Here is a 26,353-nt window from a genome sequence, read left to right as displayed (position 1 = left end):
GCTCACTCCGCGGGCCTCAGACGAAATGCGGGGCCGGGGACACTCTCGATGTCCTCCGCCTGCACGGCGTGGCCGCGTTCGCAGCGGATCTGGGCATCGACGTGCGCACCGCATCCGCGGTGTCGCGTCAGTACGGCCGGGCCCTCCGGGTCGGCGCGGTAGCGGTCGCCCCACTGCAGGAGCCCCATCACTGCCGGGACCAGGTCCACGCCCTTGGGTGTGATCACGTACTTCGGCCGACTCCGCGAACCCGGCTCCTTGTAGGTCTCGGTGGCCAGGATCCCTTCCTCGACAAGCATCCGGAGCCGGGCAGCGAGAAGGTTGCGGGGACAGCCGAGGACCCGTTCGAAGTCACTGAAGCGGGACGAGCCGTACCAGACCTCGCGCAGGATCAGGATCGTCCACTTCTCACCCACGACCTCGAGGGTCCGGGCGATCGAGCAGTTCGACATGTCCCGGTCGAGTCGGGTGCTCATGCCGGCGTCCTGAAGAGCTTCGGTCCTCGCATCCATGGGGTGATTCTAACCCGACCTGAGTTTACTTTTCCATACTCAACAAGTAGCGTCATGACCAGCACGCAGGCGACCCGAGAAGTTCACATGGAAAGGCGGCCGGCATGAAGGCATTCGTCGTCGAGAAGTACGGCAAGGACGGCGTGCGCGCCGCCGAGGTACCCGAGCCCAGCGTCGGTGACCGCGATGTTCTGGTCAGGGTGAGCGCCGCGAGCATCAACCCGCTGGACAAGATGGTCCGTAACGGGGAGTTCAAACAGCTGTTGAAGTACAAGCCTCCGTTCGTGCTCGGTCATGACGTTGCCGGCGTCGTGACGCGGGTCGGTTCCGCCGTACGCGGCCTCGAAGTCGGCGACGAGGTCTACGCCCGTCCGCGCGACCTGCGGATCGGAGGCTTCGCGGAGTACATCGCGATCGACATGGACGACGTCGCGCCCAAGCCGGCCTCGCTCACCCCGCAGGAGGCGGCCGCGGTGCCGCTGGTGGCCCTGGCCGCCTGGCAGATCCTCGTGGACGAGGCCCATGTGAAGCCGGGTCAGAAGGTGCTCGTCCACGCCGGTGCCGGCGGTCTCGGATCGACGGTCATCCAGCTCGCCAAACACCTCGGTGCCACCGTGGCGACGACCGCGAGCACTGATTCCGAGAAGCTGGTCCGAAGCCTCGGTGCCGACGTCGTCGTCGACTACACCAAGGAGGACTTCTCCAAGGTGCTGTCCGGCTACGACCTGGTGCTGGACGCCGTGGGCGGGGCGAACCTGGTGAAGTCGCTGACCGTGCTGAAGCCCGGCGGCCTGGCTGTCAGCGTCGTGGGCCCGCCGGACGCCGGGTTCGCCAGGCAGCTCGGCGCTCCCTCCTTCCTGGGGCTGGTCATGAACGTGCTCAGTCGCAAGATCCGCAAGCAGGCGAAGGCCCTGGGCGTTCGCTACCAGTTCTTCTTCATGCAGGCTGACGGCTCCCAGTTGCGCAAGCTCGGCGCCCTCTACGACAGCGGGAAGCTCCGCCCGGTCATCGACAGCACCTTCCCGTTCGACCAGACGCTCGAGGCGATGGCGTACGTCGAGCAAGGTCGCACCAAGGCCGGCAAGGTCGTGGTCTCGATGACGCCCGACAGCAACTGAGATCAGGCCGGCCACACGACATCCTCCTGGCATGATCACGCGGGGCCGACGACGCGACGGCAGGGGCGAGAGACGCTCGCCGCGTCGGGCGGAACAACATCGACGGCTCGCATGTCTCGACGCTCATGACGGACACGGGAGTTGTCCAACGGCGCCCTCTGCTCCGACCCCGAATCCGAGGGCTGCCGGCGGCCGCGGCAGTCTGCGGAGCCCCGTGCCCCGCGTGCCTTGGGTTGCATCCAGGGAAGTGGTGTACGGGTTCGACCTGATCCGGGGTTTGCTCCGGCATCGGGTTGGTGCCCGCATAGATGAACGGCCATCGGCTGATCTTCGAGGTGTCGAAGCCCGAAGGACATCAGCACGATGACCGCACCTGCCAGTGTGCCCCCGCACGCCCTCGCCGAGGACAATCTCGCCGCGCCGAGTCCCGATCTGCTGCGCGCGATGGTCAAGACGTTCGCCGACACGCTCATGCCCGGGACCTGCGCACATACGTGGCCTTCCTGTGGTTCACGCGACGCAGGCGGGACCGGCGTGATGCGTCCATGGACGACCGAGCGGCGTTCGAGTGGTGGCGGCGTCGTGATGAGCGTGGCCCTCGTTCGGAAGAGGCGAGTTGGGACCGGGAGGTGTCCACGGTCAACGAGTTCTACCTGTGCGTGGGCAGGACGTCGTCAGGGCCGATCCCATCCGTCAGCGCGCGGGCTTCGGTGTGGTCGCCGTGGCGGGACGGGGCTGGCGGCACGATGGTGCGGCAAGTGCCAGCCGCGGCACTACGCCGCCCTGGTCGACGTGCGCTTCCGGCCCCGCATCCCGGCGCCGGCCCGGCCTGCGACGCCGACGGAACCCTCCGGATCCGACGTACGTACGGAAGCCAACCTGAGCCGGCTACGGAAGGAGAACACCGACCTGCGCCGCACTCTCGCTCAGTACGAGGAGGCCATCCGCCGGCCGGCTCTCGAAATCGGCGCACTGCACAGCGGCGGCACCGTTCTTCCACTGCCAACCGCAGCAGGCCCGCGCCGCCCGGGCCCTCCTGAATCCGGCACCCCCCGCAGGCGCCTGGCGTGCGAGAGGACGCTGTGGCATGGCGCGTAGCCGACCACCGATGGTCAAGGAGTCACCGGCTGGACAGCGGACGAGATCCGGACCGGCGTTGTGCTGATGACCGAGCTCGGGCGGTTCGGCGCCGGCGGTCGGGCCCTGTACTACCTTCGTCTCGGCGAGCGGAGCCTCAGGGACTGATCCGGCGACTCTCCCTGCCCCCGGGCCGACTCGCCCAGCGGACCGGCCCGGGGCACGCTGGAAGGAGCGGCGTCGCCCACGTCGTCAAGGCCGGCAGCGAGGGCGTCGAGTGGCTCTGCCCGGATACCACGATCGAGCGGATCGCCGCCCAGTGGCTGGAACTCAGGCGCTGCTCGTCGTGTTCACCGACGGCGCGGCCGGCGCCCACGTCTTCGACGCCCGTGCGGCACGTATCAGCCGTCCCGGCCGGAGGGTCGCGGCGGTGGACACCGTGGGAGCGGGCAGGGCAGCCGGGCGACGGCGCACCCCGCCTCGATCACGCAGGATGCGCCTACCTCAGCCGGCCGCTCCGGCGGCCGGGGTCCGGCCTGCCGGATTCTCGCGCACGGACCAGGCGTCAGCGACTGCACCGAAGCCCTGCAGGCGTTACTCGTCGAGGAACTGGATGGCGTGCTTCAGGAACCGCTCGGGATACTGGAACTGCGCTCCATGCCCGGCATCGGGGTAGATCAGCAGTTGCGCGTTGGGGATGTTCTGGGCGAGGTGCCACGAGTTGATCGAGGCGATCATCACGTCGTTCTCGCCGTTGAGGACCAGCGTCGGCTGGGTGATCGCGTTCAGGTGGGCGTAGGGGTTCTCGCCCGGCAGCGGTTCCGCGTAGGCCATAGTCGCTTCGAACTGCGCCTGTGCGACCGCGGGCGAGCTCGGCGGGTCCTGGTCGGTCCGCTGGTGGCGGCGCTCCCAGAAGGCCTTGCCCGCTTGCTTCGCGGCTTCCGAGCGGCCGAAGAACAGGAAGAGGAAGTCCTCCAGGGTGGGGACCGGGTTCAGGGCGTACTGAGGCACCTGGGGGTCACTGGTCGGGTCCCCGCCGCGGAGGCCGGTGCCGAGCAGGAGGAGCTTGCGCACCAGCTGGGGGTGGCGCAGCGTGACCTCCTGCGCCTGGAAACCGCCGAGCGAGAAGCCGAGCAGGTCGACCTGCTCCAGCCCCAGCGCCCGGATGACCGCGGCGATGTCGTCGGCCATGTCCTCGATCCGGTTACGCGGCGTGCCCGATGACGAGGCGACGCCGCGGCCGTTGAACAGGATGACCTCACGGCCTTCCGCCAGGCCGTCGGTGAGCAGCGGGTCCCAGTTGTCCATCCCTCCGCGGAAGTGCTGGACCAGGAAGATCGGGACGCCCGAGGGCTTGCCCCAGCGCCGGTAGGCGAACCGGTCGCCGTCAACCTCGATGTACTGAGTCGGGGCGGTCACATGTGTGTCACTCATGGCCTGAGCCTTTCTGGAGGGGATGAGCAATACGATGACGATCGTAATCTAAAAAGTCAAGCTCTTTGATGTCGATCGACATCTATGTATGCTGGACCGTCGAGCGTCGAGCGTCGAGCGTCGACCGACGAAGGGACGGCTGGACATGCGGGTCACCAAGGCACAGGCAGAGCAGAACCGTGCCCACATCGTCGCGACAGCCTCCAGGCTGTTCCGTGAGCGCGGCTATGACGGTGTCGGCGTGGCAGAACTGATGGCAGCCGCCGGGTTCACCCATGGCGGGTTCTACAAGCACTTCCGCTCCAAGGCCGACCTGATGGCCGAAGCGTCTGCGAGCGGGCTCTCGCAGACCGTGGCACGGGCACAAGGTCTGGACGCCGCCGAGTTCGTCGAGCGCTACGTCTCGCGGGAGCATCGCGACGGGCGCAGCGACGGCTGCACCATCGCGGCCCTCGGCGGCGACGCCGCACGTCAGCCGGCGGACATCAGAACAGAGTTCGCAGCCGGGATCGAGAACCTGCTGACGGCCCTTCAGTCCCAAAGCGATACGCCGGGGGATGCGGACCAGCGCGCGGCCCGCATGATGGTGATCGACATGCTCGCCCATTCGGTCGGCGCGATCATGTTGTCGCGGGCATGCCCGGACGGTTCTCCACTGGCGGACGAAATCCTCGATGTCTGCCGCAAGGAAATTCTCGCGTCACTGGCACACGACACCAGCGACCAGTCGGCGGCACGGAGCCAAGAAGCCTGACCGCAGCCGACCGACGCAAGCCCAGCTCAGTACCAGGAGCAGTACGACGCCGGCTCCCAGTCGCCTCAGTACGAACACCGGCAGGACACCCCGCCGCCCTTTCGGGCGATCTTCTTCAACGCGCGGTCCAGGCGCGGGTCCGGAATCCCAGCAGCACGCGGTGACGGTAGCCCTCCGGCCGGCCGCCCCACCCGTCCAGTCATGCGGGCATGAGCAGCAACGGCCGGATGACCTGCCATTTGGGGATTCGGGCCATGCCGCAGCCGAGGACTGCCCGAATGGTCACCTGCGCCTGGGCCACGCTTCAGCGAGGCAGCAGGACCTCGACCTGCCTGCGGATGTCCTGCACGATCTCCTCGACGCTCAAGGCGATGTTCACGCTCGCCGCCATGCTGAGGAACATCACGGCGGACACGATGTGTGCCAGCGTGGCGGCGTCGCCCTCCGTGACCCGCTCGTCCCGGCGCAGCACGGCGGCGACGGCCTCCTCGGTCTGCGCGACGATGGCGAGTGCCGCGCCGTGCCGGGGCTCCTCGGGGTCGCCGAAAACCATCTCTCGCAGGTAGGTGCGTCCGTTGTCGATCTGGATGCGGTTGCACTCCACGATCGGCCGGACGATCGCCAGCACCGCGTCCAGCACGCCCGGGACGGCCTCGGCGTCCGCCCGGCCCTGCTCAAGTGCTTCGACGTACTTGGCGTTCTGGACAAGGAGGAGGAGTTCGCCCTTGGTCTTGGCATAGAGGAAGAGGGTCCCGGTGCCGATGTCGGCCTTGTCGGCGATCTGCTGGGTCGTGACCTCATCGACGCCGTGTTCGGCGAACAGCTCAGTGGCGGCAGCGACGATGCGGTCGAACTTCTCCTGCTTGTTCCGCTCGCGCCGTCCGACAGGCATGGTCGCGTCCTCCAGGAATAGATTCCGACTGTAATCAGTTATGATTGTACTCAATATCATGTGGGCTCGAAAGTGGCTCCGTTCATTCTCCCACCGCGGGGCGACGTGTCGTTGCTCCATCCGTGCGCAGCCACGTACTTCAGACCCCCCTCGGAAAGTAGGAACCCATGCCCTCTCTCGATGGAGCAGTCGTCCTCGTCACCGGCGCCAATGGCGGTATCGGCACCCACTTCGTCCACGAGGCCCTGGCTCGCGGCGCCGCCAAGGTCTACGCCACCGCCCGCACCCCCCGCGCCTGGGACGACGAACGCATCGTCCCCCTGGCCCTTGACGTCACCGACCGCGCGTCGATCGCCGGGGCCGTCGCCGCCGCGGCGGACGTCACCGTGCTCGTCAACAACGCGGGCGCCACCCCGCCGAGCGCGAGTCTGCTGGACGTCTCCGAGGCGGACATCCGGGCGAACATGGAGACGAACTTCTTCGGACCGGTCCTCCTTGCCCGCGCCTTCACGCCGATCCTCGCCGCCAAGCAGGGGTCGATCCTCATCGACGTGCACTCCGTTGCCAGCTGGTACGCCTTCGGCGGCGCCTACAGCGCGTCCAAGGCCGCACTGTGGTCGGCCACCAACTCGCTGCGCATCGAGCTCGCACCCAAGGGCGTCCACGTGACGGGTGTGCACATGGGCTACGTCGACACCGGGATGGCCGCGCACGCCGACGGACCCAAGATGCTGCCGACGCAGCTGGTGACGACGGTCTACGACGCCGTCGAGGCCGGAGAATACGAAGTCCTGGCCGACGAGTTGACCCAGGGGGTCAAGGCAGCCCTGAGCGGCCCGGTCGAGGCGCTCTACCCAGATCTGCGCGGCACGAACGCCTGAGCGTGTTCTTCGGTCCCGATGTGATCTCCTGATGTCGGGACCCTGTGATCCATGGCGTTCCTGGCCGGCCGGTGTCGAGAAGTGGTGCACCGTCGCGGCCGTCGAGCGGTGGATGACATCGGCGGTCGATCCGGCAGCAGCCCGGTCAGAAGCGGGGCACCACCGTGGTGACAGACCATCGCGGCTGTCGGGCCACGGGCTCAGGCGGTGCCAGGCACCGCGAGGTCGGCCCGGTCTGTGTCGATGAAGCTCGGTCAGGCCATGCTCGGCCCGCACTCGTCCGCGCATCAACCGGTGCAGTTCGTCCAGCGACCGCCAGGACACTGCCCCGAACGCCACCCGCAGCAGTGTCGGCGGGTACAGGCTGCGCCACTGGGTGGTGAGTCCTGGCCATCGGCCTGTGCCGCGACGCGGGCGCCGACGCGTTCGAATTCGCCCGCGATGCTGGTGCGCCGGTCGACCACGGTGCCGAAGAGGTCGGAAATCAGGTGGGCCCCGCGGCAAACGAGGACGGACGCGGCATCGGCTGCGTCCGTCCTCGTTTTCTGATGGGTGTCAGCGTCGCTGGTTGGCGATGCCGATGTAGTGCCCGAGACGGTATTCGAAGTCGATGCCGGCCTGTTCGACGACGGCCTGCGTGCCTGCGGCCCGGGTGAGGAAACCGGGGAGGGTGAGAGAGTGGCTGAACTCGCCGTACGCGGCGACCAGGTCCGCGTCCGGGGGCAGGGACGCCCGGTTGATCTGGGCTTTGGCCGCGGCGAGTGAGGTGCGGTCGAAGGAGGCGAGCCGGGCGACGATCGTGTCGACGAAGGCGTCGAGTTCGCCGTCGGGGAGGGCGCGGGTGACCCAGCCCCAACGCTCGGCGGTGTCGGCGTCGTAGTCGTCACTGGTGAGGATGGCTTCCAGGGCGCGGTCGCGTCCGATGGCCCGGGGGAGGCGTTCGGCGCCGCCACCGCCGGGCAGCAGTCCGCTGCCGACCTCGGGCTGTCCGAAGATCGCCTTCTCACGACTGGCGTAGCGCAGATCGAGGGCGAGGGCGAGCTCGTTCCCGCCGCCGCGGGTGCGTCCCCGGATGGACGCGATCGTGATGTACGGCGCTTTGGAGAGTTCCAGGACAAGATTCGTCCATGCCGGCACCGCGTCCGGGTCCTCGGGGGCGGGGAAGTCGGCGGCGGCGGCCAGGTCGAAGTGGTTGTAGAAGAAGTCGGGGGTGGCGCTGTCGAACAGCACGACCTGGATGTCCGGGTCGGTGGCCAGTTCGGTGACGATCTCGATGAGGCGCAGGACGGTCTCGCCGACGATGAGGTTGACGGGCGGGTTGGCGAAGGTGATCTTCGCGATCTGCGGTGAGGTGCGCTCGTAATGGATGGTGCTGGGCTCGCTCATAGCTGGCTCCGGATGCGTGGTGGGTAACAGATGGCGACGGGGGCGCGAGGAGGGCCGGGAAGCGTGGGGCGGATGAACTGCTGAGCAGCTCCGGCGGTCCGCATCTCGCCCGCGCTGCTCACTCCTTGTAGTGCGGGAGGATCTCGCCGTTCTTGACGTAGGTGAGGGCGGCGGTGACGTCGTAGGCGTGGATCGCGGAGACCTGCGACGCCAGCCGGTCGGACAACTCCTGGACCAGATTGCCGGTGAAGAAGGCGTCCCGTGCCGCGGTGTCGGTGAACCCGAGGCTGACCGAGGCGTGGAAGTGCTGGTCGTGGGGGTTGTCGTGGGCCACGTCCGGGGTGTCCCAGAGCTTTTCTATCCAGGGCAGGAACGTCTGCGTGCGCAGTTCCCTCAGCACTCCGGTGCCGGCGAGCGCGGGAGCGAGCTGCTCGTTGACGAACTTCCGGAAGGCACCGGCGCCGACCCCGTCTCTGCGGCGCAGGTAGATCAGAGTGCGGGCACCGACCATCTGTCCGGGGCCTGCGACGTCGTACCAGCGGGACGAGTTCGGCGGGCCGGCGTAGAGAAGGGTGCGGCGGAACACGTTGATCTCGTCGGCGTAGGCCAGCTTCGTCTGTTCGCGCCCTTTCAGGGGTGCAAGCACCGACTGGAAGGTGACTTCCGCGACGCCGTCGACCTTCCGGTCCGCGGGGATCGCGGTCTGGACCCCGTCGATGGCCGGCCACCGGCCCGGGTTGTGCTCGGCGAGGTGGATCTGCCGGTACTCCTCCAGGCCCGGGGTGGCGGAGATGATCCCCGAGTGCGGGCCCTTCCAGTGGTCCATGCCCGTCTGGCGGGGCTGGTCGGTCCGCACCCACAGCAGGATCGAGGAGGTGAGAGGCTTCTTCACTGCCAGCGGCGCGACGGCCGGTGACGTACTCATGGTGTTGCCCTTCTCTTCCTGGTCAGACCGTTGTCACGGGGCGAGGAACTTGACCGCCACGGGGGCGAACCGGTCGTGGTACTGGAAGATGCCGCCGTGCCCGGAGTCGGGGTAGATGATCAGCTCGCTGCCCTTGATGCGGTGGTGCAGGTCCTCCGACAGGACCGAGGGCACCATGCGGTCGTTGTCGCCGTTGGCGATCAGGGTGGGCTGCGTGACCGTCGACAGGTCGTCGGGGGCGGAGCGCCCCCACTTCTTGATCGCCTTCAGCTGCGTCTGGAACGCCTTGGTCTTGATGTCCACGTCGCGGTCGACGGTGCGCTCCTTGAGCCGGTTCACGAACGCGCGTGCGGCGGGCTTGCCGGTGGCATTGCGGTTGAAGAACAGGAACTCCTTGGGGTCCGAACGGGTCAACGTGGCACGCAGGATGTCCCAGTAGGTGACTCTGGCGACCTTGTCCATGTCCTTGCCACCCTTGGGCCCGGTGCCGGTGAGGACCAGCTTGCGGACGAGCTCGGGGTGCTTCACCACCAGGGCCTGAGCGACCATGCCGCCGAGGGAGAAGGAGAAGACGTCGATCTTGTCGTACCCGAGCGCCTTGACGAAGGTGTAGGCGTCGTCGGCCATCGCCTCGACACTGTCCGGCACCTGTCCTGTGGATGCCCCGACGCCGCGGTTGTCGAAGGCGATGACGTGACGGCCCTTCGCGATGGGATCGATGATGCGGGGGTCCCAGTTGTCCAGGGTCGCGGCGAGGTGGACGAAGAAGACGACGGGGATGCCGCCCTTCGGTCCCAGCTCGCGGTAGGCGTAGGTGACGCCGCCGGCGCTGACGGTGCGGGCCGGGGCCTTGGCGTAGGAGGTGATGACGGCTTCGTTCGGGGTGTCGGTGCTGCTCATGACGGATTCTCCTTGCGTGTTCTGTGTCGCTGTGTGTTTCGTGTCGCCCGTCGCGGTTGCGGCGGGTCAGCTGTTGCCGATGACGGCCTTGCCGCGGATGCCGCCCTGGGACAGGGACTGCAGCGCCTGCGGGGTCTGGTCGAAGCCGACCACCTTGCCCACGACCGGACGCACCACGCCCTGGTCGATGAGAGTGGTGATCTGGCGGAGCTGGTCGCCGCTGGCGCGCATGAACAGGAACTCGTACGTCACGCCGAGCTTCTTCGCCTGCCTGCGGATCTTGCGGCTCAGGGCGGCGACCGCCAGGCGCATCAGCGGGTTCAGGCCGGCCTTGAGGGCGAACGCGGGGTCCGGGGGACCGGTGATCCCGATGGCCTTGCCGCCGGGCTTGAGCACCCGCAGGGACTTCTCGAGGGTCTCCCCGCCGATGCTGTCCAGCACCAGGTCGTAGCCGGTCAGGAGCTGCTCGAAGTCCTGGGTGCGGTAATCGATCACCGTGTCCGCGCCAAGCGCGCGCACGAAGTCCGCGTTGGAGCCGCCGGCGGTCGTGGCGACGTGCGCACCGAGGTGCGCGGCGAGCTGGATCGCGATCGAACCGACCCCGCCGGCCCCGGCGTGGATGAGAACCTTCTGCCCGGGCCGCACCTTCCCGCGCTCCACCAGCGCCTGCCACGCCGTGAGCGCCGCCAGCGGCAGCGAGCCGGCCTCTTCCATGCTGATCGAAGCGGGCTTGAGCGCCAGGTCGCCCTCCGCTACGGCGATGCGCTCGGCGAACGTGCCGATGCGGTCCTGGTGGGGCCGGGCGTAGACCTCGTCTCCGGGCTTGAAGCCGCGAACCGCCGTCCCGACGCCGATGACGGTGCCCGCGACGTCGTTGCCCAGGATCAGCGGCAGCTTGTAGGGCAGGATCTGCTTGAACTCACCGGCGCGGATCTTCTCGTCCAACGGGTTCAGCCCGGCGGCCTCCACCCGGACGAGCACGTCGTGCTCCCCGACGGTGGGCTCGGGGACGTCCGCCTCCTGCAGCGGCTCCTTGTACTTGCTGACGACGAACGCCCTCATGAGGTGTCACTCCTAATATTTGTCCCATTTATTCAGGTATGGGAATAGATCGGCAAACCCGGCGCGACACCCGAGGACCTCGCAACCTCGCCCCGCTCGGCCAATCCGAGTACACTCAACTATGAATCTACTCAGAAATATTGTCAAGGGAGGTCCCCATGGGAAGCGGTCACCTGCCGATCGGGCGCCGCGAGAGGGCCAAACAGGTCAAGCGCGAGCGCATCATGACCGCAGCCCGCGAGCTGTTCGTCGAACACGGCGTCGACAAGGTCACGACGCAGCAGGTCGCCCGCCGGGCCGATGTCGCGATCGGCACCCTCTACCTGTACGCGTCCACCAAGGCCGAGTTGCTGATCATGGTGCAGAACGAGAAGTTCGCCGCCGCCATCGACGATGGCCTCGCCGCCGCGAACGCCGCCGTCGGACAGGGCGCGCTGGAGCGGGTCGTCGCTCTCATCCGCCCCGTGGTGCAGTGCGTGAGGGAGCACATCGAGAACGGCCGCACATACCTGCACGAACTCGTCTTCGGCGACCCGGCCGAGCCCTACCGGCAAGCGGGCCTAGCCCTTGCCGGCCGTCTTGAGGACGGCGTCACCGGCCTGCTCACCCGCGACGAGCACATCGGCGCCACCGACGCGGCGACGCTGGCACGGGTGATCACCGCGATCATCCACATCAGCACCACAGCCACCATGTACCTGCACCGCAGCGACGAAGCCGTCCTCGCCGACATCCGCGACCAGATCCACGCCACCCTGGCGCCCCACCACCGCGCCGCATGACCGCGCGCTCCACGAGCCGACCATCTCCCCGGAACGGAGGCACTTCGTGAGCACGCACTACGGCGTCGTCACCATCGGCGCCGGAACCGCGGGCACGTCACCGCGATCCGCGCCGCGCAACTCGGCAAGAACATCCTGTCCGGCAGTGCGACAGTCCGGCAGTCCGGACACCGGACAGCCGCTAACCCTGTCCATAACCCCGCACACCCGGTCAAGTGCGTTACAACCGATCGAACCACGCGCTGATTTCGACAAGCTCCACCTCGCCCCGGTCAGCTCCGAGAACCTGCTCACGGCGCACATGCTCAGGCCGGCAGCGCCTGCCCACCCCGCACCTCGCGTTCCCAGGTGGGACTGCGTCCTTGTCGACCAAGGCCGCTCGGACGCCCTCCAGGAAGTCCGGCGTGCGAATGGTCGTGCGCGTGAGAGTGAGTTCGATGTCAAGACACTCGCGCAACGTCTGCTGCCTGCCCCGGGCCAGCAGGGCGTGAGTGATCTCCAATCTCTGCGGCGAGGCGGAGAGCGCGTCGACGCCGGCGTCGGGGGTCGCCCGCACAGCGCCGCCGCGCCCCCGCAACCAGAGGTGATCCCGATCCCTTCTGAGTTTACTTTTCTATACTCAGCCAGTAGCGTCAGGACCAGCACATCAACCTGGCTGCACGCGGGACGTGGGCGTGGCAGCAACCTGCGAAGGAGCAGCACCATGGGAGTAAGCCAAGAGGCACACGAGTTCGCGGAGTTCCTCGCGAGCGTGAGCGCGAAGTCCTCGACGCCGGGCCTCGACCTGGCCATCGTCCGCGACATCGTGGACTCGAACCACAAGGCGTCGACAGAGCCGGAGGGCGTCACGTACGCCGAGGTGGACGCGGGCGGCGTCCCCGCCCTGTGGGCCATCCCCGAGGGCGCCGACCCCGACAAGGCACTGCTCCACTTCCACTTCGGCGGATCCGTCACCGCCTCCATGCACTCGGACCGCAAGGCCGCCGGCCACATCGCCAAGGCCGCCGGAGCCCGCTCCCTCGTCGTGGACTTCCGCCTGGCACCCGAACACCCCTACCCCGCCCAGCTCGACGACGCCGAGACCGCCTACCGCTGGCTCCTCTCGCAGGGCTACGAGCCGCGGAACATCGGCAGCACGGGCCACTCGATCGGCGGCACACTCGCGGTGATGCTCCCGCTGCGCCTGCTCGCGAAGGGCGAGGCGACGCCGGGCGCGATCGTCAGCGTCTCACCGTGGACCGACCTCACCATCCAGAACGCGTCGGTGGACGAGAACGAGGACAACGACAAGATGCTCAGCAGGAGCACCCTCGAACTCTTCCGAGGAGCCTGGCTGCAGGACCCCGCCGTGGACTTCACCGACCCCGCGATCAGCATCGCGAACGCCGATCTGACCGGCCTGCCGCCCACGACCGTCCACTACGGCGAGTACGAGACCCTCGCCGACGACGGCGCCGAACTCGGCCGCCGCCTCGCGGACTTCAAGGTCACCTCCGAGGTCCACCCGCTGCCCGAAGGGCAGCACTCGTTCGTCCTGGGCGCCGGGCGCGTACCCGAGGTGGACCAGGCGATCCAGCAGATGGGCCAGTGGCTCCGCAAGCACCTCGGCGCGTGAGCTGAAGCCACACCGGGCGGAGCGGTCTTTCGGCCGGACCGCCGCACCACCGCGATGCCGGTGACCGGTCCGCCGGTCGTCGGCATCCTGCTCGACCATGTAGGCCGGCATGCGGTCCTTGTGTCCGACACCGTTCCGCAAGCAGCCCCACCACCGTCCCTTGATGCCACAAAGGAGTGCGCGATGGGAACGTACGAGGATGTCTTCCGCTCGAGTATCGAGGATCCCGAGAACTTCTGGCTGAAGGCGGCGGAGGGCATCGACTGGGATGTCGCCCCACGACGCGCCCTGGACTCCTCGGGCGCCCCCTTCTACCGCTGGTTTCCCGACGGTCGGCTCAACGTCTGTTTCAACGCGGTCGACCGGCACATCGAAGCCGGCCGCGGCGAACAGGCTGCACTCATCTACGACTCACCCGTGACCGACACCCGGCGCACCTACACCTACACGCAGTTGAGGGACGAGGTGGCGGCCTTCGCCGGAGCACTCGTGCAACTCGGGGTGGGGCACGGTGATCGCGTGGTCGTCTACATGCCGATGGTCCCCGAGGCCGTAGTCGCGATGCTGGCCTGCGCACGTATCGGCGCGGTGCACTCGGTCGTCTTCGGCGGGTTCGCCCCACGCGAACTCGCCCTCCGCATCGACGACGCGGCCCCCAAGGTGGTCGTGTCCGCCTCCTGCGGCATCGAGGGCAAGCGCGTCATCGCGTACAAGCCCCTGCTCGACCAGGCGATCGAACTCGCGGTCCACAAGCCGGAGAAGAACGTGATCCTGCAACGCCCGCAGGAGACAGCAGAGTTGGGGCCTCACGATCTCGACTGGGCCGACCTGGTGGCTGCCGCGCCGCCGGCCGACTGTGTTCCCGTCCCCGCAACCGACCCCCTCTACATCCTCTACACCTCCGGAACCACCGGAAAGCCCAAGGGAGTCTGCGTGACTGCGGCGGCTACGCGGTCGCCCTCCACTGGTCCATGGGCGCCGTCTACGACGTGGGCCCGGGCGAGACGATGTTCACCGGCTCCGATGTCGGCTGGGTCGTCGGGCACTCGTACATCGTCTACGCGCCATTGCTGGTCGGTGCGACGACGGTGCTGTACGAGGGCAAGCCGGTGGGTACCCCGGACGCGGGCCAGTTCTGGCGCGTTGCCGCCGAGTACGGGGTCAAGACCATGTTCACGGCACCCACCGCCTTCCGGGCGATCAGGAAGGAGGACCCGAAGGGAACGCTCACCGCGGGCTACGACCTTTCCCACCTGCGCCACCTCTTCCTCGCCGGTGAGCGCCTCGATCCCGAGACCTACCACTGGGCGAGCGATCTGCTGGGCGTCCCGGTGATCGACCACTGGTGGCAGACCGAGACCGGCTGGCCCATCGTCGCCAACCCCGTGGGCATCGAAACCGCTCCCCTCAAGCCCGGGTCTCCCACCCGCCCGCTGCCGGGATGGGACGTCCGGGTCCTCGACGCTTCGGGCGAGCCGGTGCCCGCAGGCGTCGACGGCGCGATCGTCGTGCGGCTCCCGCTGCCGCCCGGCGCGCTGCCCACGCTCTGGAAGGACGACGACCGGTACGTCGCCTCCTACCTCTCCGCCTACGACGGCTACTACCTCACCGGCGACAGCGGCCACCTCGACGACGACGGCTACGTCTTCGTCATGGGCCGCACCGACGACGTCATCAACGTCGCCGGGCACCGTCTGTCCACCGGCAGCATGGAAGAGGCCCTGGCCGCCCACCCAGACGTCGCCGAATGCGCCGTCATCGGCGTCGCCGACGCCCTCAAGGGACAGGTACCGCGCGGCTTCGTCGTCCTGAAAGCCGACGTCGACCGCGAACCGGGCGAGGTCGAGGCCGAACTCGTCCAGCTCGTGCGCGAGCGCATCGGCGCCGTCGCCTCCCTCAAGGACGTCGCGGTGGTAGCCGCCCTGCCCAAGACCCGCTCGGGAAAGATCCTCCGCAAGACGATGCGCGGCATCGCCGACGGGCACGACGAACCCATCCCCTCCACAGTGGACGACCCCGGTGTCATCGAGGTCCTGCGCCCTGTTCTCCGCCGCGCCGGTCACACCCCGTGATCGAATGTCGCCATCCCTGGCTGACGGTGGGCGGGCGCGCCCGGCGGACTGCCCCACCGGAGCCTTTGACGCCGATCATGTCGCGACCTGGGTCTCCCCAGCGACCCGGCAGTCGTCTCCACGGCCCGCGTCCAGGCATCCGATCAACTGACCGTCTGAGGGCTGGAAGAACTGGCCTTCACCGCCGAACTCGTGGTCAGCGAACTGGTGACGACCGCCATCCGCTACGGCAAGAACCCCCATCAAACTGCGGATGATCCTTCAGTCCGCCCTGACGTGCGAAGTCTCCGACGCCACCAGCACCGCCCCGCACCTGCGCCGTGCCCGGGACTTCGACGAGGGCGGCCGCGGCCTGCTCCACGTCGCCCACCCCACCGAACACTGGGGCACACAGCACAACCGCGAGGGCAAGTGCCGTCTGGGCGGAGCAGGTGATACCAGCTCGCGTTGCGGAACTCCCATCCGCTCTGGCGTGAGGTTCTTGCGCGAGCTGCGCCGCACGGCTTCGTGGCCCCGTGCCGGGACCCACTTGCCACAGCCCCCCGAGCCACATAGTATTATGATCGTAATTTGATAGGCCGATGCCGACTCCGACTCGGCCGGCGGGCGCAGGGCGGGTGCGTCTTCGGACCCGGAGGCAGAAGAGCCCGGTGTCCACGTCCACGCGGTGTCCGCCCCCGCCCCTTTTGGAACCACCACCCATCACCTGAGGAATCACCCATGCTCAACGCCCTGTGGAACCCGACCGTCGTCGGAGAGATCGCCCTGCCGCACCGGCTGGCCATGGCCCCCCTGACCCGCAGCAGGGCCACCCCGGACGGCGTGCCGACCGAGCTGAACGCCGAGTACTACGCCCAGCGCGCCTCGCACGCGCTGATCATCACCGAGGGCACCCAGCCCTCCGCCGACGGCCAGGGCTACCCGGTGACCCCAGGTATCTACACCGAGGATCACATCGCCGGCTGGCGCAAGGTCACCGACGCCGTACACAAGGCCGACGGACGCATCGTCATCCAGCTGATGCACGCCGGGCGCATCTCTCACCCGGACAACACCCCCCACCACCGGCAGCCGGTGGCCCCCTCCGCGATCAAGCCGGCCGGCCAGACGTTCACCCCGTCCGGGCTTCAGGAGATGCCGGAGCCGCGCGAGCTGTCCACCGAGGAGGTCGCCGCGACGGTCGACGACTTCCGGCGCGCCGCCGCGGCCGCCATCGCGGCCGGCGCCGACGGCGTCGAGATCCACGGGGCCAACGGCTACCTGGTCAACCAGTTCCTCTTCCCCAGCGCCAACCAGCGCACCGACCAGTACGGGGGCTCCCTCGACAACCGCATCCGTTTCGCGGTGGAGGTCGCCACGGCCGTGGCCGACGAGATCGGCGCCGGCCGCACCGGCATCCGGATCTCTCCCGGCAACCCCTTCCAGATCAACGACCTCACGGAGAGCGATCCCCACGAGCTCTACCCGCACCTCCTGCGCGCCCTCGCCCCCCTCAACCTCGCCTACCTGCACATCGGCCATGGCGGCGACGAGGAACTCCTGCACGCCCTCCGGAAGCTGTGGTCGACCACGCTGATCCTCAACCGGGGCGGTGCCGATCTCTCCACCCGCGCCAAGGACGTAGAAGACGGTCTGGCCGATGTGGTCACCGTCGGCACCATGGCCCTCGCCAATCCCGACCTCGTCGAGCGCGTACGCTCCGGCGCCCCCCTGAACACCCCCGACCCCGCCACCTTCTACGGCGGCGGCGCGGCCGGCTACACCGACTACCCCACCCACGCCGCCTGACGAAGAGCAGCCCGGTGCCCGAGGGAACCACCCCCTTCGGGCGCCTCGACACAGCTGCGGCGCACGGAGGCCGGCGACCCGAGCAGTTACGGGCCGCGACCGACGTGCGCCGCAGCGGTTTCACCTCACACCCCGGCGTTCTGCACCGAGATCGAGGGAGTCCGGCATCACGGCCCAGACCGATACCGGTCGCCGCCGAGGCTCACCTCTGCGAGGGAGGCACCGGGAAGAGCATGCAGCTGCTGGTGGCGTGGGCGAGCAGACGGTCTTTCGCGTCGACCAACTGCGCCTGAGCTAGGGCGGTTTGACGGCCCTTGCTGACCACCGTGCCAATGGCGCGTACCGTGCCCGTGTCCACGGTGATCCGTCGCAGGAACTTCACCGTGAGGTCGAGCGAGGTGTACGCAACGCCCTGCGGAAGGGTCGACTGGACTGCGCAACCAGCCGCCGAGTCGAGCAGGGTGGCGAAGATGCCGCCGTGCACGCTGCCGATCGGGTTGTAGTGCTCCTCACCCGGTGTCAGGGAGAAGACCGCCCTGCCGGGCTCCACCTCGCTCAGAGTGAAGTCCAGGGAGTAGTTGATGGGCGGTCCCGGCAGCCGCCCCGCCTGCAACTCACGCAGGAAGTCGATGCCGGCCATGCGTCCGGCGGCTTCCGCCAGGATCGCGGGATCTTCCCATTGATACGTACGCGTTCGTCCCACGACCAGGCACCTTCCATCTAACTTTTTGAAGTGAAGCTAGCTTCCCGCTCACCTGACTGTCAATGAAGAAGCCAGAGCCTTACGATGGCGGGATGGAGTGGCTTGAGGCGAGCACGGAGAACTGCCCCGTCCAGCGCACGCTCGACGTGGTCGGAGAGAAGTGGACGTTGCTGATCCTGCGGGACGCCGTCAACGGAGTCCGCCGCTTCGACGACTTCCACCGCCACATCGGCCTGTCGGAAGCCGTCCTCAGCGACCGCCTCCGGAAGCTGATCGCGGCCGGCGTCCTGAAGACCGTCCCCTACCGGGAGCCGGGCAGCCGCTCCCGCAACGAGTACCGCCTGACCCGCAAGGGCTGGGATCTGTGGCCTGTCCTGATGGCGCTGAGCCAGTGGGGCGAGGCGTACGCCCTCGGCCCCGAGGGGCCTGTGCTGGACGTCCGTCACACCGACTGCGACGCCCCGGTCCGCGTCGTCGTCGAGTGTTCCGCGGAGCACTCCACCCTTACCGCAGCGGAAGTCACCGCCCGACTCGGACCCGGTGCCCGCATCCGGTCGTGAGCACGCCGGTCATGCGGTCGCCGGACATGGGCACGCCGGTCATGGTATTACGTGCGTCAGGCCATGGATTACCCTTGAGTGCGAAGCATGGCCTTACGGAGCGAACGGAGAAAGCTCGTGGTGCGCTACGCCAAGGAGCACAAGCAGGTGACGCGGCGACGCATCATCGAAAAGGCCGGCCACCGGTTCAAGCAGGACGGCATCGACGGCTCGGGTATCTCCACGCTGATGGCGGACGCGGGGCTCACCAACGGAGCCTTCTACGCCCACTTCGCGTCCAAGGACGACCTCGTCGCCCATGTCGTGGCCGAGGAACTGCACACGCAGGTCGCGGGGTACGGCACCCTGCGCCCCGGCCGCCCGGGACTCGAGGACCTCATTCGCGAGTACCTGTCCCCCGAGCACCGGGACAACCCCGGCCTCGGATGCCCCTCCGCCGCCCTTCTCGACGAGATCGGCCGCTGCGAGGACGGGACCAGGCAGGCCTACAGCGACGGCGCGCGGGCCATCCTGGAGGAGATCTCCGCCCGCCTGACACCCGAGGACCCTCGGTCCGCTCAGGCCAAGGCCATCGGGCTGTTCACCATGCTGGTGGGGACGATGCAGCTGTCCCGCGCCCTGTCCGACCAGAAGCGCGCCGACGAGGTCCTTGAGCTGGGGATCGAGAACGCTCTCGCGTTCATGGGGTGAGGCGGAAGGCGAGGTCGCGTCAGTGAACGGGTGCCTCGAGCCGCTCACCCAAAGGGCGCCACGACCCTGAGGCGCCACCCTCGGCCCAGACTACGACCGCACCGCACACCTTTTACCGCTCGAGGAACTTGAGAGCCGTCTCCATGAACTGCCCGTGAAACTGGAAGATGCCGCCATGGCCGGCGTCGGGGTAGAGGACCAACTCGCCGTTCGGCACTCGCCGCGCCAGGTCGACCGAGTTCTGGGTCGGAAGTATCCAAGGGGGTGCGGGTGTGTCACATCGCGGGGCTGGAGTGCCCATGCTCCACGCCCAGCAGGGCGAAGGCGTTGTGGATGCCCTGTTCGAGCAGTTCGTCGGCAAGCTGCCGGTCGGTGAGGGCTCGGGAGAGCTGGAGTGTCCCGGCCATCATGGCGTAGGCGCCGAGCGCCTTGGTGCGGACCGAGAGGGGATCGTCGGGTGCCAGGCGGGCGGCGATGCCGTCGATGACCATCAGTACGCCGTCGGTGTAAGCCTGCTTGGTCGGGTCTGTGCAGCGCCGGATTTCGTCGAGCAGGGCGGCGGAGGGGCAGCCGTCGTCGGAGCTGTCGCGATGCTGGGCGGACAGGTACCAGCGCACGATCTGCTCAAGTCCTGCGCGACCGGGTGCCGCCTGCGCGACGATGCTCGCGTTCTGCGCCTGCAATTGGTCGGCGACCGCGGTGGCCACGAGGTCGTCTTTCGACGTGAAATGGGTGTAGAAGGCGCCGTTGGTCAGCCCCGCGTCCGTCATGAGGGTTGAGATGCCCGAGCCGTCGATGCCGTCCCGCTTGAACCGGCGTCCGGCCGCCTCGATGATCCGCTGCCGGGTTGCCTGCTTGTGCTCTTTCCCGTAGCGCACCGCGCGCTCCTTTGCTCGTCGGAGGGGCTGCTTGCTTTTGACGGGCGCCCTCGCCATATTGTATTTCGATCGTACTCCAATGACCCTCGGTCAGCGCCGCCTCGGTGCTCGGCGAGGCGGATGCCGGGGTGATCAGAACGAGCCGGCCGCCATGGGTCGGCACCCGCACCGCGTGAACTGATCGACAGTGCCGGTGCAGCACATCGGGTGCCGGCGAAGAGAACTCCCCCCTTGCGGACCATCGGCCCGCCCCCTAACATTACGATCATAATGTAAAGGGCTACGGCGTCCGCCCCCCCCAGGGAAACCTGGGATGCCCAGGAATCCCGCGATGCACATCACCCCCGTCCACTTGCGGACGAGATACGGAGACGACCACGATGAGGGCCCTCACGGTAGAGCGCTACGGCGACAAGGCCGGCGTGCGGGCCGGTGAGGTGCCGGACCCGGAGGTGGGTCCGGCGCGGACGACGCGCTGGTCCGGATTCATTCCGCGACCGTCAACCCGCTCGACCGCATGATCCGAAACGGGGAGCTGAAGGCGATCCTGCCGTACCGGCTCCCGGTCGTCCTGGGCAACGACCTCGCCGGAATCGTGGTCGAAGTAGGCGCGGCCGTCACGCGCTTCGCGGTGGGCGACGAGGTCTTCGCGCGGCCCGACAAGGACCGGATCGGCACGTTCGCCGAACTCATCGCGGTGCACCAGGACGACGTGGCGATCAAGCCGGCCACGCTGACCATGGAGGAGGCGGCATCCCTTCCCCTGGTCGCCCTGACCTCGTGGCAGGCGCTGGTCGAACGGGCGAACATCCAGCCGGGCCAGAGAGTCCTCGTCCACGCGGGCTCCGGCGGCCTAAGCACCATCGCCATCCAGCTGGCGAAGCACTTGGGTGCCCACGTGGCGACGACCACGAGCACGGCCGACGTCGACCTGGTGAAGCGGCTCGGCGCGGACGTTGTCGTCGACTACAAGAAGCAGGAGTTCGAGACGGTGCTGGACGACTATGACGTCGTCCTGGACTCGCTCGGCGGCGAGACGCTTCTGAAGTCCCTGGACGTGCTCAAGCCCGGCGGACAGGTCATCAGTTTCTCGGGCCCTCCTGATGCCGCTTTCGGCAGGGAACCGGGAGCGAATCCGGTGATCCGGCTGGTGATGTCCGCGCCGAGTTCCCGGATCCGGCAACGCGCCCGGCGGCGGAACGTCACGTACTCGTTCCTGTTCATGAAGGCCAGCGGGGACCAGCTGCGCGAGCTCATTCCGCTCATCGAGGCCGGCAGGATCCGGCCCGTCGTCGACACCGTGTTCTCGTTCGAGTCGGCCCCAGAAGCGCTGGAGTACCTCGAAACAGGGCGCGCGAAGGCAGGCAAGGTCGTCCTCAAGATGACGTGAGGGAGCAGTCGTGCCGACCGGTCGAGGCGCTCCGCGGGCGCCGGCACAGCACCACCCGCGGCAACGAGAAGTGCTCTGAAACTCGCTACAGAAGGACCTGGACATGAACACACCGCGGAATTCACCGTCCTCCTCGCCGTCGTCGTACCAGAACGCGCCGACCCGCTCCGTGTCCGTCCGCAGCGAGGACTTCGCCTACCGGGAACTCGGCCCTGAGAACGGCGTACCGCTGATCCTCCTGATTCACCTGGCCGGGGTCCTGGACAACTGGGACCCGCGCGTCGTCGACGGACTCGCCGCACGACGCCGGGTCATCGCCTTCGACAACCGCGGGGTGGGCGGATCGAGCGGCTCCACGCCGGACACGATCGAGGCGATGGCCCGCGACGCGGTGCTGTTCATCCGAGCCCTCGGGTTCGACCAGGTCGATCTGCTCGGCCTGTCGATGGGCGGCTTCATCGCACAGGTCATCGCGGAACAAGAACCTCACCTCATCCGCAAGGTCATCCTGGCGGGCACAGGCCCCGCCGGTGGCCCCGGCATCGACAAGGTCCCGGCGCTCACCCTCCAGGCCACGCTCAAGGGCGCCCTGACCCGCCAGGATCCCAAGCTCTCCCTCTTCTTCACCGAAACCGAGGGCGGTCGGCGGGCGGGACGGGCCTTGCTGGAACGGCTGAAGGAGCGCACGCACCACCGCGACAAGGACATCTCATTGCCGGCGTTCCGAGCCCAGCTGAAGGCCATCAGACAATGGGGCCGTCAGGCGCCGTCGGACCTGTCGGAGATTCGCCAACCGGTGCTCGTGGCAAACGGCGAGAACGACCGCATGGTGCCCAGCCACAACACACTCGACCTGGCCGCCCGCCTGCCCAGGAGTGAACTCGTGCCCCTCTACCCGGATGCCGGACACGGGGGGATCTTCCAGTATCACGATGAATTCGTGGCAAGGGCACTCGAGTTCCTTGGGTCCTGAGCCCGAGCCAAGCCGCGCTGCCCGCACCTTCACGCTCGCACAACGCCCTCGGAAACGTCAGCTCGGCCGTCACCGTTCGCCGGCCCTGGCCATGGAAGGCGGCCCCACCCCTGCTCAGCCGTGCCCGAGTGCGGCCCTGTACGTCATCGGTCGGCCCGTGCGACGAAAGGGCGTCCAAGCACACAGTCGCGCTGGGTTGGCGCACAGTATCCGCAGGGCTTGGGTGGGGCTGAGGTCCGCCGTGAGCCAGGTCGGGGTCGTGCTGTAGACACGGCCATTTGCTCATGCCGGGTCCACGACCGGTCGCTCCCTCACAGCATCCGCTCATCGCCTCCGGCGCTCCGCAGGCTACGCACCGCACCCTCGCAGTGGCCGCCCGCGGCAACGACAAGGCACGGCCGCCTTCGCCCACACGTGCTGTCCGGCCAGCAGGCGGGAGAGCGCAGCGGATCCGGGGTAGGACAGAGACAAGGCCGCCGGCAGCCCCCGATGATCGACAACCACCGCGCCGGGCCAGCCGAGCAGCCAGGGTTCCAGCTCCTCCCACTGGCGTTGCTGTGCCTGGACTTCCAAGTGGAGTCCAGGGGCGGCGAGTTCGTGCACCAGTCGCTGCCAGAGCCGATCTTCCAGCGGGGGCACCGGGCCGCTGATCAGGTTGAGGCGGATCCCGCACGCACCCGTCTCCACGAGCCGGTCGAGCTCTTCCCCCCCCCCGACGTCCGGGGTCTATGACGGCCACGCCGCGGAGGGGGCCCCGGCGCCTTGCCGAGGGCCTGGAGCAGGTAGGAGTTGTCCGTGCGAGGCATGTTCACGGGAAGCGCCCACGGCATCGCCGTCGTCGCCGTGCCCCCCGAGGCCCTCGCACAGGAAACTCGATACCCCCGCACCCCTCACGGACGAAGCTACCGCCCCGCCGGTCGCCTCCGCCCATTCTCCGAGCGCCTGAAGCATTCATACGCCAGGCCGTGAATTGCAAGCTGACGTCGAACTGCTCCGCCACCTGTTCGTCGGTCCTGCGTAACTGTCGGCTCCGCATACACGCCCGCCACTCAAGTCGGCGTGAAGATCCCCGTCTCCCCAGACGGTGACGTCGGGCAGATCCACACCGCCACACGCTTGATCGCCCCGGGCATCGGCTGCATGTGGTGCAACGGCCTCATCGACCCGACCGAACTCGCCATCGAGACGCACCCCGACACCGAGCGCGAGCATGCCCGGTACATCCCCGGTGTGCCCGCGCCCAGCGTGATGCCCTTGAACACACTCGCCGCTGGCGAGGCCATGACCCAATTCCTGCTCGCAGTCATCCACCGCCCTCGAGTCCGCGAACGGCATCTCCAAGATCCCCGCCAGAACGGCGGCTGCCGATGGTGTACGCCCACGGGCAACCTCGGACGCGGCACCAGCGGAGAACTCTCAGTCTGGCAGGCGGTAAGTTCTCGATCTTGAGTTGGAGCCGCCATCGCCGCGAAGTCGCAGTCGACGGCGCTTCCAGTGCTCGCGGCGAAGTGCCAACTGCCGCATCACGGCTCGGCCGTCATCCTGATCCCACAGAATCACGGTGCCAACTATCCTCGGTATGTGACAACTAAGGTCTGTGGTCACAGCACGCTAGCGCCGCACCCGGGGCATCCCCAGGCCGATCCACGAGATGATCTCGCGCTGGATCTCGTTGTTGCCGCCGCCGAAGGTGAAGATGACGGCCGAGCGGTAACCGCGTTCGAGTTCGCCGTGCAGGACCGCGCCCGTGGAGCCCTCCTTGAGGGCGCCGGCGGTGGCGACGATCTCCATGAGCCAGGCGTAGGCGTCACGGCGGGCCTCGGAGCCGTAGACCTTGACGGCGGAGGCGTCCTGCGGGGTGAGGGTGCCGTCCTGGACGGCGCTGACCATGCGCCAGTTGAGGAGTTTGAGGGCGTCGAGTTTGGTGTGGGTCTGGGCGAGGCGGCGGCGTACCCAGGGCAGGTCGATGACGCGGCGGCCGTCGGCGAGCTTGGTCTCCATGGCCCAGCGCTGGACGTTGTGGAGCGAGCGGATGGCCATGGTGCCGTGGGCGGCGAGGGTGACGCGTTCGTGGTTGAGCTGGTTGGTGATCAGCCGCCAGCCCTTGTTCTCCTCGCCGACGCGGCGGGAGACGGGGACGCGGATGTTCTCGTAGTAGCTGGCGGTGGTGTCGTGCGAGGCGAGGGTGTTGATGAGGGTGCAGGAGTAGCCGGGGTCCGTGGTCGGGACGAGGAGCATGGTGATGCCCTTGTGGGGTGGGGCGTCGGGGTCGGTGCGGACCGCGAGCCAGACCCAGTCGGCCGTGTCGCCGTTGGTGGTCCAGATCTTCTGGCCGTTGACCGTGTAGTGGCCGGTGGCCTCGTCGCCGTCCCGCACCGCGCGGGTCTTCAGCGAGGCCAGGTCCGTGCCGGCGTCGGGTTCGCTGTAGCCGATGGCGAAGTCGATCTCACCGGCGAGGACGCGCGGCAGGAAGTACGACCTCTGCTCCTCGGTGCCATACCGCATGATCGTCGGGCCGACGGTGTTGAGCGCCATCAGCGGCAGCGGGACGCCCGCCTGGGCGGCCTCGTCGAAGAAGATGAACTGCTCGATGGCCGTCAGGCCGCGTCCGCCGTACTCCTTGGGCCAGCCCACGCCGAGCCAGCCGTCGCTGCCGAGACGACGGATGGTCTCGCGGTAGAAGCGCTTCTGCGCCGCCGGGTCGGCATGGCGGGTGTTGGCGCCCGCCGGGACCAACGCGGTGAAGTAGGCGCGTAGTTCGGTGCGCAACCGCTGCTGCTCGGGCGTGTATTCGAGGTGCACGGCGCCTCCAGGCTCCCCAAGGCCGACCTGACGGCGCACACGCTAGAACGTGTTCCAGTAATTGGGAACAGGCGGGAGCGGACCCCTTCACCGAACCCCGGGGCTCAGCGGAGGGTGGTGAGGAATTCCGTACAGGCGCGGGCGCACTCGCGGCAGGCCTTGGCGCCGTCCTCGGCGCCGGGGGTCTCGTCGAAGGCGCGCGCGCATTCCAGGGCGACGGTTCGGCACCATTCCACCTGGAGGCGGATGCCGGCTTCGTCGAGGCCGGCCTCCTCGGACAGCACCCTGCAGGTGGCGTCGCACACCTCCGCGCACATGATGCCCTTGCGCCGCATCTGTTCCTGGCTCTCGGGCCCGTCCGGATCGGCGAGGCTCGCCCGTAGCGCGCAGGCACGCGCACATTCGGTGCATGCCTGCGCACAGGCGAAGCGGTCTTCGAGGAACTGGATGAGTTCCCGCTGGGATGTCGTCATCGGGGTCACCACGGGCGGGTAGCCGGAGGCGATCCCGCCAAACACGGGGGCCCGCATCCGCGCCCGCACACCGTTCACCGTTCACCGGGTTCCGTTTCCTGGGCGCCCCACAGGGCACCCGTGCACGAGCCGTTCGAAGCGGACCGGTTCATTCGACTTTTTGGGGGTATTCATCCCTTATGAACATGGAATGGACTGATATAGCCGCAGAACGCAGCGTGCTGGGCGGTATCGCACCGTTCCTGGCGGGCCTCGTGGTGGTGGCCATGTTGATCGGCGCCCTCTGGCTGGGCGCCCGCGTACGCGCCCGCGAGCCGCGCCGGCCGCGCCCCGACGAGCAGCCCAAGATGCCCGAGGGCGGCCCTGTCCGTGAGGAGCAGCTGAGCCGCGAACCGGACGAGATCCCCAAGAGCGACTACCGGCTGACACCGTACGAGGTGCACGGCAACCAGGGGACCCGGCCGAGTCCGGAGAAGAAGCGACCGCGCTGGAGCGGGAAGAGCAGCGGCGGCTTCGGCAGCGGCGGGCTGGGCGCGCACTGACACCACCCACCCGCACGTACGTCGAGGGGTGAGGCTCCGAACGGATCCGTTCGGAGCCTAGCCATGCTTCGCCCCCGGTGAGGAATTCACCCGGGGCGAGGTCGTCGGGGTGGTCGACGTAGTTCTTGCCGAGGTGCTCGGTGT

At 68.3% G+C, this 26,353-nt stretch carries 24 protein-coding genes and 3 pseudogenes; 14 read left to right on the top strand and 13 right to left on the bottom strand.

What is annotated here, in order from left to right:
- Positions 1 to 2: 2 nt before the first annotated feature.
- Positions 3 to 476, bottom strand: coding sequence for a winged helix-turn-helix transcriptional regulator (locus ABT147_RS12115; RefSeq protein WP_351404688.1), 474 nt, complete (start codon positions 474 to 476; stop codon positions 3 to 5).
- Positions 477 to 616: 140 nt separating this feature from the next.
- Here ABT147_RS12115 and ABT147_RS12110 point away from each other — a divergent pair, with 140 nt between their 5' ends.
- A complete protein-coding gene (locus ABT147_RS12110; RefSeq protein ID WP_351404686.1) occupies positions 617 to 1,630 on the top strand; it encodes an NADP-dependent oxidoreductase in 1,014 nt (337 codons plus the stop codon).
- Positions 1,631 to 3,301: 1,671 nt separating this feature from the next.
- Here the strand turns inward: ABT147_RS12110 and ABT147_RS12105 are convergent.
- The gene (locus ABT147_RS12105) at positions 3,302 to 4,141 is read right to left on the bottom strand and encodes an alpha/beta fold hydrolase (RefSeq protein ID WP_351404684.1); all 840 of its coding nucleotides are present in this window, start codon (positions 4,139 to 4,141) and stop codon (positions 3,302 to 3,304) included.
- 145 nt (positions 4,142 to 4,286) lie between these two features.
- Between ABT147_RS12105 and ABT147_RS12100 the strand changes: the two genes are divergently transcribed.
- Positions 4,287 to 4,895, top strand: a complete 609-nt coding sequence (locus ABT147_RS12100) for a TetR/AcrR family transcriptional regulator (RefSeq protein ID WP_351404682.1) — start codon at positions 4,287 to 4,289, stop codon at positions 4,893 to 4,895.
- A gap of 304 nt (positions 4,896 to 5,199) precedes the next feature.
- On the opposite strand, the gene ABT147_RS12095 is transcribed toward ABT147_RS12100, so the two are convergent.
- A complete protein-coding gene (locus ABT147_RS12095) occupies positions 5,200 to 5,787 on the bottom strand; it encodes a TetR/AcrR family transcriptional regulator (RefSeq protein ID WP_351404680.1) in 588 nt (195 codons plus the stop codon).
- A gap of 167 nt (positions 5,788 to 5,954) precedes the next feature.
- Between ABT147_RS12095 and ABT147_RS12090 the strand changes: the two genes are divergently transcribed.
- Positions 5,955 to 6,668, top strand: a complete 714-nt coding sequence (locus tag ABT147_RS12090; RefSeq protein WP_351404677.1) for an SDR family oxidoreductase — start codon at positions 5,955 to 5,957, stop codon at positions 6,666 to 6,668.
- 555 nt (positions 6,669 to 7,223) lie between these two features.
- Here the strand turns inward: ABT147_RS12090 and ABT147_RS12085 are convergent.
- The 4 genes from ABT147_RS12085 to ABT147_RS12070 form a co-directional block, all read right to left on the bottom strand.
- Positions 7,224 to 8,054, bottom strand: a complete 831-nt coding sequence (locus tag ABT147_RS12085) for an enoyl-CoA hydratase/isomerase family protein (protein ID WP_351404675.1) — start codon at positions 8,052 to 8,054, stop codon at positions 7,224 to 7,226.
- 118 nt (positions 8,055 to 8,172) lie between these two features.
- Entirely contained in the window at positions 8,173 to 8,979 is an 807-nt protein-coding gene (locus ABT147_RS12080; RefSeq protein ID WP_351404673.1) for a strictosidine synthase, read from the bottom strand.
- 33 nt (positions 8,980 to 9,012) lie between these two features.
- The gene (locus ABT147_RS12075) at positions 9,013 to 9,879 is read right to left on the bottom strand and encodes an alpha/beta fold hydrolase (protein WP_351404671.1); all 867 of its coding nucleotides are present in this window, start codon (positions 9,877 to 9,879) and stop codon (positions 9,013 to 9,015) included.
- 66 nt (positions 9,880 to 9,945) lie between these two features.
- Positions 9,946 to 10,941: an NADP-dependent oxidoreductase gene (locus ABT147_RS12070; protein WP_351404668.1), complete on the bottom strand. Its 996-nt coding sequence runs from the start codon at positions 10,939 to 10,941 to the stop codon at positions 9,946 to 9,948.
- A 158-nt stretch (positions 10,942 to 11,099) separates the two neighbouring features.
- On the opposite strand from ABT147_RS12070, the gene ABT147_RS12065 reads away from it, so the two are divergent.
- Complete coding sequence (locus tag ABT147_RS12065) at positions 11,100 to 11,723, top strand: TetR/AcrR family transcriptional regulator (protein ID WP_351404666.1); 624 nt, start codon at positions 11,100 to 11,102, stop codon at positions 11,721 to 11,723.
- Between the two features lie 220 nt (positions 11,724 to 11,943).
- Here the strand turns inward: ABT147_RS12065 and ABT147_RS12060 are convergent, their stop codons facing one another.
- A complete protein-coding gene (locus ABT147_RS12060; protein WP_351404664.1) occupies positions 11,944 to 12,279 on the bottom strand; it encodes an enoyl-CoA hydratase/isomerase family protein in 336 nt (111 codons plus the stop codon).
- A gap of 147 nt (positions 12,280 to 12,426) precedes the next feature.
- Between ABT147_RS12060 and ABT147_RS12055 the strand changes: the two genes are divergently transcribed.
- The 4 genes and pseudogenes from ABT147_RS12055 (at position 12,427) to ABT147_RS12035 (ending at position 17,198) form a co-directional block, all read left to right on the top strand.
- On the top strand, positions 12,427 to 13,338 hold the full coding sequence (locus ABT147_RS12055) for an alpha/beta hydrolase (RefSeq protein ID WP_031143621.1): 912 nt from the start codon (positions 12,427 to 12,429) through the stop codon (positions 13,336 to 13,338).
- A gap of 54 nt (positions 13,339 to 13,392) precedes the next feature.
- A pseudogene (locus ABT147_RS12050) lies at positions 13,393 to 14,795 on the top strand (AMP-binding protein); the annotation flags it as partial.
- 195 nt (positions 14,796 to 14,990) lie between these two features.
- Positions 14,991 to 15,410 (top strand): AMP-binding enzyme, encoded by a 420-nt coding sequence (locus ABT147_RS12045; protein WP_351405177.1) that lies wholly within the window; start codon positions 14,991 to 14,993, stop codon positions 15,408 to 15,410.
- 720 nt (positions 15,411 to 16,130) lie between these two features.
- The gene (locus ABT147_RS12035; RefSeq protein ID WP_351404661.1) at positions 16,131 to 17,198 is read left to right on the top strand and encodes an alkene reductase; all 1,068 of its coding nucleotides are present in this window, start codon (positions 16,131 to 16,133) and stop codon (positions 17,196 to 17,198) included.
- 202 nt (positions 17,199 to 17,400) lie between these two features.
- Here the strand turns inward: ABT147_RS12035 and ABT147_RS12030 are convergent, their stop codons facing one another.
- A complete protein-coding gene (locus ABT147_RS12030) occupies positions 17,401 to 17,901 on the bottom strand; it encodes a PaaI family thioesterase (RefSeq protein ID WP_351404659.1) in 501 nt (166 codons plus the stop codon).
- A 92-nt stretch (positions 17,902 to 17,993) separates the two neighbouring features.
- Between ABT147_RS12030 and ABT147_RS12025 the strand changes: the two genes are divergently transcribed.
- Positions 17,994 to 18,461 carry a winged helix-turn-helix transcriptional regulator gene (locus tag ABT147_RS12025; RefSeq protein WP_351404658.1) on the top strand — a complete coding sequence of 156 codons (468 nt, stop codon included), beginning with the start codon at positions 17,994 to 17,996 and terminating at the stop codon, positions 18,459 to 18,461.
- Between the two features lie 117 nt (positions 18,462 to 18,578).
- Positions 18,579 to 19,151 (top strand): TetR/AcrR family transcriptional regulator, encoded by a 573-nt coding sequence (locus ABT147_RS12020; protein WP_351404656.1) that lies wholly within the window; start codon positions 18,579 to 18,581, stop codon positions 19,149 to 19,151.
- A gap of 275 nt (positions 19,152 to 19,426) precedes the next feature.
- Here the strand turns inward: ABT147_RS12020 and ABT147_RS12015 are convergent, their stop codons facing one another.
- Positions 19,427 to 20,029: a TetR family transcriptional regulator gene (locus ABT147_RS12015; protein WP_351404654.1), complete on the bottom strand. Its 603-nt coding sequence runs from the start codon at positions 20,027 to 20,029 to the stop codon at positions 19,427 to 19,429.
- 380 nt (positions 20,030 to 20,409) lie between these two features.
- On the opposite strand from ABT147_RS12015, the pseudogene ABT147_RS12010 reads away from it, so the two are divergent.
- Both ABT147_RS12010 and ABT147_RS12005 read left to right on the top strand, forming a co-directional pair.
- A pseudogene (locus ABT147_RS12010) lies at positions 20,410 to 21,419 on the top strand (NADP-dependent oxidoreductase).
- A gap of 103 nt (positions 21,420 to 21,522) precedes the next feature.
- Entirely contained in the window at positions 21,523 to 22,392 is an 870-nt protein-coding gene (locus ABT147_RS12005) for an alpha/beta fold hydrolase (protein ID WP_351404651.1), read from the top strand.
- 348 nt (positions 22,393 to 22,740) lie between these two features.
- On the opposite strand, the pseudogene ABT147_RS12000 reads toward ABT147_RS12005, so the two are convergent.
- Positions 22,741 to 23,085 (bottom strand): annotated as a pseudogene (locus ABT147_RS12000) (amidohydrolase family protein); the annotation flags it as partial.
- Between the two features lie 366 nt (positions 23,086 to 23,451).
- Between ABT147_RS12000 and ABT147_RS11995 the strand changes: the two are divergent.
- Positions 23,452 to 23,841, top strand: a complete 390-nt coding sequence (locus tag ABT147_RS11995; RefSeq protein WP_351404649.1) for a hypothetical protein — start codon at positions 23,452 to 23,454, stop codon at positions 23,839 to 23,841.
- Between the two features lie 162 nt (positions 23,842 to 24,003).
- Here ABT147_RS11995 and ABT147_RS11990 read toward each other — a convergent pair whose 3' ends face one another.
- On the bottom strand, positions 24,004 to 25,194 hold the full coding sequence (locus ABT147_RS11990; RefSeq protein ID WP_351404647.1) for an acyl-CoA dehydrogenase family protein: 1,191 nt from the start codon (positions 25,192 to 25,194) through the stop codon (positions 24,004 to 24,006).
- A gap of 104 nt (positions 25,195 to 25,298) precedes the next feature.
- Positions 25,299 to 25,667, bottom strand: a complete 369-nt coding sequence (locus ABT147_RS11985) for a four-helix bundle copper-binding protein (protein ID WP_351404645.1) — start codon at positions 25,665 to 25,667, stop codon at positions 25,299 to 25,301.
- Between the two features lie 179 nt (positions 25,668 to 25,846).
- Here ABT147_RS11985 and ABT147_RS11980 point away from each other — a divergent pair, with 179 nt between their 5' ends.
- Entirely contained in the window at positions 25,847 to 26,209 is a 363-nt protein-coding gene (locus ABT147_RS11980) for a DUF6479 family protein (RefSeq protein WP_351404642.1), read from the top strand.
- Positions 26,210 to 26,353: the final 144 nt, after the last annotated feature.

It is taken from the genome of Streptomyces sp. NPDC001868 (assembly GCF_040297125.1).
Classification (GTDB): domain Bacteria; phylum Actinomycetota; class Actinomycetes; order Streptomycetales; family Streptomycetaceae; genus Streptomyces.
The sequence above is the reverse complement of the archived record's forward strand: the minus strand, read 5'-3'. Positions and strand labels throughout refer to the sequence as shown.